The organism is Haemophilus sp. oral taxon 036 (assembly GCF_002998595.1).
GTDB classification, from domain to species: Bacteria; Pseudomonadota; Gammaproteobacteria; order Enterobacterales; family Pasteurellaceae; genus Haemophilus; species Haemophilus haemolyticus_K.
This window is the reverse complement of sequence record NZ_CP027235.1, coordinates 1,542,104-1,553,971: the sequence shown is the minus strand read 5'-3', so window position 1 is coordinate 1,553,971 and position 11,868 is coordinate 1,542,104. Positions and strand designations below refer to the sequence as shown.

At 42.4% G+C, this 11,868-nt stretch carries 6 protein-coding genes, 2 tRNA genes, 3 rRNA genes and 1 pseudogene; 1 reads left to right on the top strand and 11 read right to left on the bottom strand.

Annotated features, from left to right (window positions below):
* Positions 1–7 precede the first annotated feature (7 nt).
* Positions 8–714: pseudogene (locus tag C3V42_RS07595) on the bottom strand (enoyl-ACP reductase).
* Between the two features lie 259 nt (positions 715–973).
* Between C3V42_RS07595 and prfC the strand changes: the two are divergent.
* Positions 974–2,557 (top strand): peptide chain release factor 3, encoded by a 1,584-nt coding sequence (gene prfC, locus C3V42_RS07590; protein WP_106014163.1) that lies wholly within the window; start codon positions 974–976, stop codon positions 2,555–2,557.
* 75 nt (positions 2,558–2,632) lie between these two features.
* Here the strand turns inward: prfC and C3V42_RS07585 are convergent, their stop codons facing one another.
* The 10 genes from C3V42_RS07585 to murI all read right to left on the bottom strand — a co-directional run bounded on the left by C3V42_RS07585 (position 2,633) and on the right by murI (position 11,855).
* Positions 2,633–2,866 (bottom strand): YgjV family protein, encoded by a 234-nt coding sequence (locus C3V42_RS07585; protein ID WP_106014162.1) that lies wholly within the window; start codon positions 2,864–2,866, stop codon positions 2,633–2,635.
* A gap of 439 nt (positions 2,867–3,305) precedes the next feature.
* Entirely contained in the window at positions 3,306–3,635 is a 330-nt protein-coding gene (locus C3V42_RS07580; protein WP_106014161.1) for a branched-chain amino acid transporter permease, read from the bottom strand.
* Entirely contained in the window at positions 3,632–4,366 is a 735-nt protein-coding gene (azlC, locus tag C3V42_RS07575; protein WP_106014160.1) for an azaleucine resistance protein AzlC, read from the bottom strand. The genes C3V42_RS07580 and azlC overlap by 4 nt, the downstream gene beginning before the upstream one ends.
* 9 nt (positions 4,367–4,375) lie before the next feature.
* A complete protein-coding gene (locus C3V42_RS07570) occupies positions 4,376–5,305 on the bottom strand; it encodes a LysR family transcriptional regulator (protein WP_046949617.1) in 930 nt (309 codons plus the stop codon).
* Between the two features lie 152 nt (positions 5,306–5,457).
* Positions 5,458–5,573: ribosomal RNA gene (gene rrf / locus C3V42_RS07565) — 5S ribosomal RNA — on the bottom strand.
* 117 nt (positions 5,574–5,690) lie between these two features.
* Positions 5,691–8,587 (bottom strand): 23S ribosomal RNA (locus C3V42_RS07560).
* 308 nt (positions 8,588–8,895) lie between these two features.
* Positions 8,896–8,971: transfer RNA gene (locus C3V42_RS07555), tRNA-Ala, on the bottom strand.
* A 45-nt stretch (positions 8,972–9,016) separates the two neighbouring features.
* Positions 9,017–9,093: transfer RNA gene (locus tag C3V42_RS07550), tRNA-Ile, on the bottom strand.
* A gap of 79 nt (positions 9,094–9,172) precedes the next feature.
* Positions 9,173–10,712, bottom strand: a 16S ribosomal RNA gene (locus C3V42_RS07545).
* The 16S, 23S and 5S rRNA genes sit together here with 2 tRNA genes alongside, the layout of an rRNA operon.
* Positions 10,713–11,045: 333 nt before the next feature.
* Complete coding sequence (gene murI, locus C3V42_RS07540) at positions 11,046–11,855, bottom strand: glutamate racemase (RefSeq protein WP_106014159.1); 810 nt, start codon at positions 11,853–11,855, stop codon at positions 11,046–11,048.
* Positions 11,856–11,868: the final 13 nt, after the last annotated feature.

Below are 11,868 nucleotides of genomic sequence, written 5' to 3'. Positions count from 1 at the left end.
AGAAAAATTATTCTTCGCCTAATTCGCCCATTGCGGTGATGCTGAAACCTGCATCTACGTGAACGATTTCACCAGTAATACCCGATGCTAAATCAGAGCATAAGAATGCTGCTGAGTTACCCACATCTTCGATAGTAACAGTGCGGCGTAATGCTGCGGTTTTCTCAAATGCAGAAAGCATTTTCTTTAAGTTTTTAATACCTGATGCTGCTAAGGTACGGATAGGACCAGCAGAGATCGCATTTACACGAATACCTTCTTTACCTAAATCAGCCGCCATCACGCGAGTTGCCGCTTCAAGAGATGCTTTCGCTAAACACATGACGTTGTAGTTAGGAATTGCGCGCTCAGCACCTAAGTAAGAAAGGGTTAATAATGCAGCGTTTGGATTTAAGTAAGGACGTGCCGCTTGTGCCATTGCTACAAAGCTGAATGCACTGATGTCGTGAGCAATACGGTAGCCTTCACGAGTTGCTGCGTTTACGTAATCGCCATCTAATTGGTCGCCTGGTGCGAATGCGATAGCGTGTACGAAACCATCAAATTTTCCCAACGTTTGCTTAATTCTGCAAAGCAGTTTTGGATACTTTCATCGGTCGCTACGTCTAAAGGAAGGACGATGTCAGAACCAAATTCTTTTGCAAATTCTTCTACGCGTGGTTGTAATTTATCATTTAAATAAGTGAAAGCAAGTTCTGCACCTTGTTCTTTCATTGATTTTGCGATCCCGTAAGCGATAGAACGATTGCTTGCAAGACCAGTTACTAAAATGCGTTTACCTGTTAAGAAACCCATAATTTTTCCTATATTGTTAGCGTAAAAAACTTGCGTAGTATAAGCGAAAATTTGTCTTTGTACAAAGCAGACCAATTTTTCTAAGAAAACTAACCGCACTTTATTTACAAATTCGTTTGAGCAAAAACCTAAAATCAGCGAAAATAGCCCACATTTTTAATTGAATAAAGAAGAAACAATGAGTTATCCATTAGAAGAAGTTAATAAACGTCGCACTTTTGCAATTATTTCCCACCCCGATGCAGGTAAAACAACCATCACCGAAAAAGTACTTTTATACGGAAATGCGATTCAAACAGCTGGTTCTGTAAAAGGCAAAGGCTCGACTGCGCATGCCAAATCCGACTGGATGGAAATGGAAAAACAACGTGGAATTTCGATTACCACTTCCGTAATGCAATTTCCTTATAACGATTGCTTGGTGAACTTACTTGATACCCCGGGGCACGAAGATTTCTCTGAAGATACTTACCGCACTTTAACTGCTGTGGATAGCTGCTTAATGGTTATCGACTCCGCAAAAGGGGTTGAGGAACGCACAATTAAACTAATGGAAGTAACTCGCTTACGTGATACGCCAATCATCACCTTCATGAACAAACTCGACCGCGATATTCGCGATCCGATGGAATTATTAGATGAAGTGGAAAATATTCTGAAAATTCGTTGTGCGCCAATTACATGGCCGATTGGTTGCGGAAAATTATTTAAAGGTGTTTATCATATCGCTAAAGATGAAACCTATCTTTATCAATCCGGTCAAGGCTCAACCATTCAAGAAGTTCGCATTGTGAAAGGTTTAAATAGCCCTGAATTAGATGCCGCTGTTGGCGATGATTTAGCACAACAACTTCGCGATGAATTGGAATTAGTGCAAGGTGCAAGTAACGAATTTGAACATGATGCCTTTATTAAAGGTGAACTTACACCTGTATTTTTCGGAACAGCATTAGGTAATTTTGGCGTGGATCATTTCCTTGATGGTTTAACACAATGGGCGCCAAAACCACAATCTCGTCAAGCAGATACAAGAACCGTTGAAAGTTCAGAAGAAAAATTCAGTGGTTTCGTATTTAAAATTCAAGCTAATATGGATCCAAAACACCGCGACCGAGTTGCATTTATGCGTGTGGTTTCGGGCAAATATGAAAAAGGCATGAAATTAAAACATGTTCGAATTGGTAAAGATGTGGTGATTTCTGACGCACTCACCTTTATGGCTGGCGACCGTGCTCACGCCGAAGAAGCTTACGCAGGTGATATTATTGGTTTACATAATCATGGTACGATCCAAATTGGCGATACCTTTACGCAAGGCGAAACCTTGAAATTTACTGGGATTCCAAACTTTGCGCCAGAGCTATTCCGCCGTATTCGCTTGAGAGATCCTCTCAAACAAAAGCAATTACTTAAAGGTTTAGTACAACTTTCAGAAGAAGGTGCTGTTCAGGTATTTCGCCCATTAATGAATAACGATTTAATCGTTGGTGCTGTGGGTGTCTTGCAGTTTGATGTGGTGGTTTCTCGTCTAAAAACTGAATATAACGTAGAAGCGGTTTATGAAAATGTGAACGTTGCAACCGCACGCTGGGTGGAATGTGCCGATGCGAAAAAATTCGAAGAATTTAAACGCAAAAATGAGCAAAATTTAGCTTTAGATGGTGGAGATAACTTAACCTATATTGCGCCAACAATGGTAAATCTGAATTTAGCTCAAGAACGTTATCCTGATGTCGTTTTTTACAAAACTCGTGAACATTAAAACGACAAAGTGCGGTGAAATTTCACCGCACTTTTCCAGAAAAAAAGCGTTGAAATTTAATTCAACGCTTTTCTTTTATTTAGAGACTTTTTCTTGTCTTAATCGCCAAAGTTGATAAACATTCACAACAGATAAAAATGCATTTAATAATGCTACAGGATAAGCGGCGATAATTACGCTATAGATGACAAATAAAATTGCGCCAATGCTGTTCACTATGCGTAGATGTACGATAGATTTAAACAAAAACGATATTGCAACAAAAAAGGTTGCGATATAACCCAATAATTCAACTAAATTCAATTCCATAATTCTGTTCTCTTCGATTAAAAATAAAAACGGGCGCCATGATAAAAGATTTTTAAAACAAGGAAAAGATCAGAAAAAAAAGCAACCGATTGCAAGATGAAATTATTTTTTCTTATGAAAAATAAAGGTATTTTCACAATCATTAGTGCATAAAAAGCCGGTGACGAGTGCGCACATCTAAAATCTTGGGAAGCTTATCCAATTTGGGGGAATTGGATAACATTAGCTAGCTCAACCCGCACTTTGTCACCGGCTAAATTCTTTTAGTTATCTAGATGATCGTACTATGAACAATAAAAGAATTTAATAAAACGAGGTTCTATCTTTTGTAATAACTAGAATTCCAATTTCTATTATTCTAGAAATTAGATTGATTATAAACTATGAAGTAACTTTAGATTCAAGAGAATTCTAGAGAAATGAAAGTTATGATTTTATTCTAAATGAAGACAAGTTGTACTAAAACCATATAGAAAAGCGTGCCAACCGCAATAGATAGAAACATATTTTTCTTCCAGAAATGCAACCCTAGCACCAGTATGCCTGCAAGAAAATCAGGGATACCATGATAACCAGTTAAAACATCAATATTCTTATAGCAATAAACTACAAGCATACCAAACATAGCTGGAGGTAAAACTTTCCCAAGATAGCGAATATATTGTGGAATCGGACGATTAGCTGGGAAAACAAAAAATGGAAATAAGCGCGTAAATTGTACTGTAAGCACACAAATTCCAATCGTCATAATCTGTTCTGCAAGTGTCATTTTAGCGACTCCAATTTTGTGTCTAATTTAGGTCCACGCATAGTTAGAATTAACCAGATACCAATTAATGTTGGAATCAAGAAATATTCTTTGCCTACAATCAGTAAAAAAGCCAATGCAATCCCTAAACCTAAGAGAGAGCTTTCATGGGATTTTTCCTTTATCCAATTTTCTGCAAAAATGACTAAGAAAAGAGCGGTCATAGAGAATTCCACACCTTTTAAATCAAAAGGTAAAACAGAGCCAAATAAGTTACCAATTGCAGCACCAACCACCCAATAAATATGCAAATATAAGCTGACAAAAAACATATACCAACCTTTATCTAAGTGCGGTGGAATTTTGGCCATATAATTTAAAGAAAAAGATTCATCAACAAGGGTGGTAATTAAATACCAACGTTTATGACCAATGTGTACGCCATATTTTTCTAACATTGATATGCCATAGAAAATCTGACGAGTACTGATCATCAAGGTAATTAATAACACACTGATGGGAGAAAAAGGTGCAATAAGTGCTCCAGCAGCAATAAACTCAACAGAACCGGCATAAATAAGTAAAGCCATCAAAGTAGGATATAAAAATCCGAAACCTAGTGCCTTCATATAAATACCGTATGCCACACCAAGAAATAAAAATCCTGCAATCATTGGCGCACTATAAGGAAAAGCAGCTTTAGCCGCCACACTAATCAGGTGAGGCTGCTGATTTTGTTGAGAAAAATTCATTTATTACTTCTATAAATCTAAAACAGATAGCCCAGGTAAAGTTGAAAAACTTTGAGCTTTTACGGTTTGATAAAAATCTTCTAAATAAGAAAGGGATTCATCTTCTTTACGAATAGCCGCATATAGATTGCTATATAAACCTTCTTTTGTGACTTTTCTTGCCACGACATAGCCCTTTTCTAAATAAGGCAATGCAGCCCAATAAGGGATAGTTGCAATGCCACGACGACTAGCAACTAATTGAATCATAGCAATAGTCAATTCTGTTGTGCGGCGAGTAGGATTAATTCCTTTTGGTTTAAGCACTTTACGCAATAGATCTAACATATCATCAGGAACCGGGTAAGTTACCCAAGTTTCATCTGCAAAATCTTCCGCATCCCAAATTTCTTTTTCTGCTAAAGGGTGATCTTTTGAGCAAATTCCAACCATCTCATAAGAAAAGAGCGGTTTAAAAATTACATCATCATTATGCTCTACTTCTGATACTATCGCCCAATCTGCTCGGTGAGAAAGCAATAAACCAACAGGATCCGTATGAAAACCGGATACAATATCCAACTCAACTAGTCCCCAATGCCGACGAAATTCGTCCATGGCAGGCATTAACCAATCAAAACAAGTATGACATTCCACAGCTATGCGAAGCTGACCTGCATCGCCATGTTTAACTCGAGCAAGATCACGTTCAGCATCTACGATTTTTGGCATCACTTCATTAGCAAGACGAATTAAACGCTCTCCCGCAGAAGTAAAACGAAGTGGATTACTTTTACGCTCAAACAAAGGTAAACCAAACTGTTCTTCTATTAATTTAATTTGGTGAGAAAGGGCTGATTGGGTTAGATACACTCGCTTTGCAGCCAAAGAAACGCTCCCCGTCTCTTTTAAGGCCAATAAAGTTTTAAGATGTCTAAATTCTAGAAAGGTTGGTTTCATTAAAAATATTCATACAAAATAGAAAATTAGATGATAGATATAATACCTTAAAATACAAAATATTCGAATTAATATTCTATAGAAAAAACAAAAACCCCAGCCTTTCGACTGGGGTTCTTCTGTTTTTATTTAATTTAGCTTTGTATTTGGTAACCTGGCGGTGCCCTACTCTCACATGGGGAAGCCCCACACTACCATCGGCATTACAGCGTTTCACTTCTGAGTTCGGTATGGTGTCAGGTGGTTCCACCGCACTATCGCCGCCAGATAATTCTTTGATAACTTTTATTCTAATTTCTATCTATGTTCTTCATTGGCTACAAGCTGAACATTTAGTTAATTTCTTTTTCTTTCACTCTGTTTTCCAAAAACACTTGAGCGTTGTATAGTTAAGCCTCTCGGGCAATTAGTACAGGTTAGCTCAATGACTCACATCACTTACACACCCTGCCTATCTACGTCTTAGTCTTAAACAACCCTTACAGGTTTATAACCTGGGAGAACTCATCTCTTGGCAAGTTTCGTGCTTAGATGCTTTCAGCACTTATCTCTTCCGCACTTAGCTACCCGGCAATGCGTCTGGCGACACAACCGGAACACCAGTGGTGCGTCCACTCCGGTCCTCTCGTACTAGGAGCAGCCCCAACCAATTCTCCAACGCCCACGGCAGATAGGGACCGAACTGTCTCACGACGTTCTAAACCCAGCTCGCGTACCACTTTAAATGGCGAACAGCCATACCCTTGGGACCTACTTCAGCCCCAGGATGTGATGAGCCGACATCGAGGTGCCAAACACCGCCGTCGATATGAACTCTTGGGCGGTATCAGCCTGTTATCCCCGGAGTACCTTTTATCCGTTGAGCGATGGCCCTTCCATTCAGAACCACCGGATCACTATGACCTACTTTCGTACCTGCTCGACTTGTCTGTCTCGCAGTTAAGCTTGCTTATACCATTGCACTAACCTCACGATGTCCGACCGTGATTAGCAAACCTTCGTGCTCCTCCGTTACTCTTTGGGAGGAGACCGCCCCAGTCAAACTACCCACCAGACACTGTCCGAGACCGCGTTCCGCAATCTTCGTTAGAACATCAAACGTTAAAGGGTGGTATTTCAAGGTCGACTCCAACAATACTGGCGTATCATCTTCATAGTCTCCCACCTATCCTACACATCAAAATTCAATGTTCAGTGTCAAGCTATAGTAAAGGTTCACGGGGTCTTTCCGTCTAGCCGCGGGTACACCGCATCTTCACGGCGATTTCAATTTCACTGAGTCTCGGGTGGAGACAGCCTGGCCATCATTATGCCATTCGTGCAGGTCGGAACTTACCCGACAAGGAATTTCGCTACCTTAGGACCGTTATAGTTACGGCCGCCGTTTACTGGGGCTTCGATCAGGAGCTTCTCTTTCGATTACACCATCAATTAACCTTCCAGCACCGGGCAGGCATCACACCCTATACGTCCACTTTCGTGTTTGCAGAGTGCTGTGTTTTTAATAAACAGTTGCAGCCAGCTGGTATCTTCGACCGGTTCAACCTTCAGGGGCTAGCCCTTACAATCTACGCCGGCGCACCTTCTCCCGAAGTTACGGTGCTATTTTGCCTAGTTCCTTCACCCGAGTTCTCTCAAGCGCCTGAGTATTCTCTACCTGACCACCTGTGTCGGTTTTCAATACGGTTTAGTAAAGCCTTTCGCTTAGTGGCTTTTCCTGGAAGTGTGGTATCAGTTACTTCAGCTCCTTAGAGCCTCGTCATCATCTCTCAGTGTTAAGGAAGTCCGGATTTGCCTAAACTTCCCACCTACCAACTTAAACGCACATATCCAACAGTGCGATAACCTAACCTACTCCGTCCCCACATCGCAGCTTTACCAAGTACAGGAATATTAACCTGTTTCCCATCGACTACGCTCTTCAGCCTCGCCTTAGGGGCCGACTCACCCTGCCCCGATTAACGTTGGACAGGAACCCTTGGTCTTCCGGCGAACGGGTTTTTCACCCGTTTTATCGTTACTTATGTCAGCATTCGCACTTGTGATACGTCCAGCATGCTTCTCAACACACCTTCATCCGCTTACACAACGCTCCCCTACCCAACAGACTTACGTCTGATGCCGCAGCTTCGGTGCTATATTTCAGCCCCGTTACATCTTCCGCGCAGGCCGACTCGACTAGTGAGCTATTACGCTTTCTTTAAATGATGGCTGCTTCTAAGCCAACATCCTAGCTGTCTAAGCCTTCCCACTTCGTTTCCCACTTAATATAGACTTTGGGACCTTAGCTGGCGGTCTGGGTTGTTTCCCTCTCCACGACGGACGTTAGCACCCGCCGTGTGTCTCCTGAGTATCACTCTTTGGTATTCGTAGTTTGCATCGGGTTGGTAATCCGGGATGGACCCCTAGCCGAAACAGTGCTCTACCCCCAAAGGTGTCCGCTCAAGGCTCTACCTAAATAGATTTCGGGGAGAACCAGCTATCTCCCGGTTTGATTGGCCTTTCACCCCCAGCCACAAGTCATCCGCTAATTTTTCAACATTAGTCGGTTCGGTCCTCCAGTTAGTGTTACCCAACCTTCAACCTGCCCATGGCTAGATCACCGGGTTTCGGGTCTATACCTTGCAACTAGTCGCCCAGTTAAGACTCGGTTTCCCTTCGGCTCCCCTATTCGGTTAACCTCGCTACAAAATATAAGTCGCTGACCCATTATACAAAAGGTACGCAGTCACCCTTGCGGGCTCCCACTGCTTGTACGTACAAGGTTTCAGGTTCTATTTCACTCCCCTCACCGGGGTTCTTTTCGCCTTTCCTTCACAGTACTGGTTCACTATCGGTCAATCAGGAGTATTTAGCCTTGGAGGATGGTCCCCCCATCTTCAAACAGGATATCACGTGTCCCGCCCTACTTCTCGTTAACTTAGTACCACAGCCTGGATTTTGAGTACGGGGCTATCACCCTGTGTCGCTAAGCTTCCCAGCTTATTCCTCTATCTCTACTGTTATCATTAACAGGCTCTTTCGCTTTCGCTCGCCGCTACTGACGAAATCTCGGTTGATTTCTTTTCCTCGGGGTACTTAGATGTTTCAGTTCTCCCGGTTTGCCTCAACAAGCTATGTATTCACTTGTTGATAGTGGATTCTTCACCCACTGGGTTTCCCCATTCGGATATCTTGGATTAAACGCCTCTTATCGACTCATCCAAGCTTTTCGCAGATTAGCACGTCCTTCTTCGCCTCTGATTGCCAAGGCATCCACCTTGTACGCTTAGTCACTTAACTATACAACCTCAAATGTTTTCAATCACTTTAAGTTTTTACTTCAAAGTGCGGTCAATTTGATGCGTATTTTCATTCAACTAAACACTTGATTGCTTTTGTTCAATCAAGATTTATCACAAAACAGGTTTGCTTTCAGAGTTTCCTTCTCAGTTCCCTCTTTTTCACTTTCCTATCTTGCCTACTCAGACTTTCTCTCGAAAATCTCTTGTTTTCAGCTTGTTTCCAATTTTTTAAAGAACAGTTGATAAAACTTCTCAGTTATCATCGTTAAATAAACTAAATGAATAAATTTACTTAACGATGATAAGTGGTGGAGATAAGCGGGATCGAACCGCTGACCTCCTGCGTGCAAGGCAGGCGCTCTCCCAGCTGAGCTATATCCCCATTTCATCATAAATCATTACTCCTTTACATCACTCACTCTCAGAGTGGTGGGTCTGAGTGGACTTGAACCACCGACCTCACCCTTATCAGGGGTGCGCTCTAACCACCTGAGCTACAGACCCAAGGGTAATGTTTTCTTCTGCTCATTTGTCTACAACTATCAGTCAATCTGTGTGAGCACTCGCTGTCTCTCGTCTTTGGTAAGGAGGTGATCCAACCGCAGGTTCCCCTACGGTTACCTTGTTACGACTTCACCCCAGTCATGAATCATACCGTGGTAAACGCCCTCCAAAAGGTTAAGCTATCTACTTCTGGTACAACCCACTCCCATGGTGTGACGGGCGGTGTGTACAAGGCCCGGGAACGTATTCACCGCGACATTCTGATTCGCGATTACTAGCGATTCCGACTTCATGGAGTCGAGTTGCAGACTCCAATCCGGACTTAGACGTACTTTCTGAGATTCGCTCCACCTCGCGGCATCGCCACCCTCTGTATACGCCATTGTAGCACGTGTGTAGCCCTACTCGTAAGGGCCATGATGACTTGACGTCATCCCCACCTTCCTCCAGTTTATCACTGGCAGTCTCCTTTGAGTTCCCGACCGAATCGCTGGCAACAAAGGATAAGGGTTGCGCTCGTTGCGGGACTTAACCCAACATTTCACAACACGAGCTGACGACAGCCATGCAGCACCTGTCTCATGGTTCCCGAAGGCACTCCCGTATCTCTACAGGATTCCATGGATGTCAAGAGTAGGTAAGGTTCTTCGCGTTGCATCGAATTAAACCACATGCTCCACCGCTTGTGCGGGCCCCCGTCAATTCATTTGAGTTTTAACCTTGCGGCCGTACTCCCCAGGCGGTCGATTTATCACGTTAGCTACGGGCACCAAGCTTTAAGCCCAATCCCCAAATCGACAGCGTTTACAGCGTGGACTACCAGGGTATCTAATCCTGTTTGCTCCCCACGCTTTCGCACATGAGCGTCAGTACATTCCCAAGGGGCTGCCTTCGCCTTCGGTATTCCTCCACATCTCTACGCATTTCACCGCTACACGTGGAATTCCACCCCTCCCTAAAGTACTCTAGTTACCCAGTCTGAAATGCAATTCCCAGGTTAAGCCCGGGGCTTTCACACCTCACTTAAATAACCGCCTGCGTGCCCTTTACGCCCAGTTATTCCGATTAACGCTCGCACCCTCCGTATTACCGCGGCTGCTGGCACGGAGTTAGCCGGTGCTTCTTCTGTATTTAACGTCAATAATGTATGCTATTAACATACACTCCTTCCTCAATACCGAAAGAACTTTACAACCCGAAGGCCTTCTTCATTCACGCGGCATGGCTGCGTCAGGGTTCCCCCCATTGCGCAATATTCCCCACTGCTGCCTCCCGTAGGAGTCTGGACCGTGTCTCAGTTCCAGTGTGGCTGGCCATCCTCTCAGACCAGCTAGAGATCGCAGGCTTGGTAGGCCTTTACCCCACCAACTACCTAATCCCACTTGGGCTCATCTCATGGCATGCGGCCTTGCGGTCCCGCACTTTCATCTTCCGATACTACGCGGTATTAGCTACAGTTTCCCGTAGTTATCCCCCTCCATAAGCCAGATTCCCAAGCATTACTCACCCGTCCGCCACTCGTCAGCAAGAAAGCAAGCTTCCTCCTGCTACCGTTCGACTTGCATGTGTTAAGCCTGCCGCCAGCGTTCAATCTGAGCCATGATCAAACTCTTCAATTCAAGTTCAATCGCTCAATAAACTGCTTAGCTATAAATAAAACACTACTTAAAAAGTAATTATGAATTTTCAGTTAAGCACCTATTAAGACTTCAAAATTAAAAATATTTTAAAACAAGTCAATCAACAAGTGCCCACACAGATTGTCTGATATATTGTTAAAGAGCAAAAAACAACGACGCACTTGGAAACTTAAAAACTTCACAACAGTGCGTCGTTGTGTGCGGTGCATTATAGGGATTTTCAAAGCCCTTGCAAGTACTTTTTTGTAAAAATATTTAAAAAAATGATCTTTTGGATAAAGTTAATACAAAAAGGTCTATTTAATATCAATTTTAGTCTATTTTTATTACATCTAAAGATTCAAATCCCCATAGGTGTAAAGCTTTTTTAAATTGAGATTCTTCTGGAAAATGTTCAGTACAAAACATTTGATTATGTTTTTCACCTTGAGCACGTACACTTTTACCATCGAGCAAATATTTTATCCGCTTAGCAATCGCCGCTCCAGGATCCATAAAATATTTAATTTGTGGCAAGCACAACTGAATTTCATCTTTGATGAGTGGAAAGTGAGTACAACCTAAAACTAATGTATCCAAATCTGCCATGTCTGCCCATGGAGATAACTCATCTTTTAAATCAATTAGCTCAACGGAATGACCACGAATTTTTTGCTCCGCAATTTCTACTAATTTTGTGGTTCCCAATCTCTCAACAACACAATCTTGCGCAAATTTATCAATCAAATCATCGACATAATGACGCTTTACTGTACCCTTTGTAGCTAATAAACCAATATGTTTTGTCTTTGTCATTTCTGATGCAGGTTTAATAGCGGGTACAGTCCCAACGATAGGAATATCAAACGCAGCTCGCAAAGGTGGAAGCACAACTGTACTCGCTGTATTGCAAGCTATCACGATTGCATCTAATGGATAACGTTGATTAATAAGTTGGCAAACCGCTAAAGTACGCTGAATAATACTTTCTTCTTCTCGTTCTGAATAAGGAAAACCAGCATTATCAAAACAATAGAGATAATGCCAATTTGGTAATAATTTTTTGGCTTCGCGATATACGCTAAATCCACCCACTCCAGAATCAAAAAAGAGCACAGTTGGGCGTTTTTCTTTTTTATTCATTTAAATCTCTTTG

Excerpts from the sequence above, each read along its gene's own strand:
- prfC (WP_106014163.1), top strand. The coding sequence starts at position 974 with ATGAGTTATCCATTAGAAGAAGTTAATAAACGTCGCACTTTTGCAATT.
- murI (WP_106014159.1), bottom strand. The coding sequence starts at position 11,855 with ATGAATAAAAAAGAAAAACGCCCAACTGTGCTCTTTTTTGATTCTGGA.
- C3V42_RS07585 (WP_106014162.1), bottom strand. The coding sequence starts at position 2,866 with ATGGAATTGAATTTAGTTGAATTATTGGGTTATATCGCAACCTTTTTT.
- azlC (WP_106014160.1), bottom strand. The coding sequence starts at position 4,366 with ATGAATTTTTCTCAACAAAATCAGCAGCCTCACCTGATTAGTGTGGCG.
- C3V42_RS07580 (WP_106014161.1), bottom strand. The coding sequence starts at position 3,635 with ATGACACTTGCAGAACAGATTATGACGATTGGAATTTGTGTGCTTACA.
- C3V42_RS07570 (WP_046949617.1), bottom strand. The coding sequence starts at position 5,305 with ATGAAACCAACCTTTCTAGAATTTAGACATCTTAAAACTTTATTGGCC.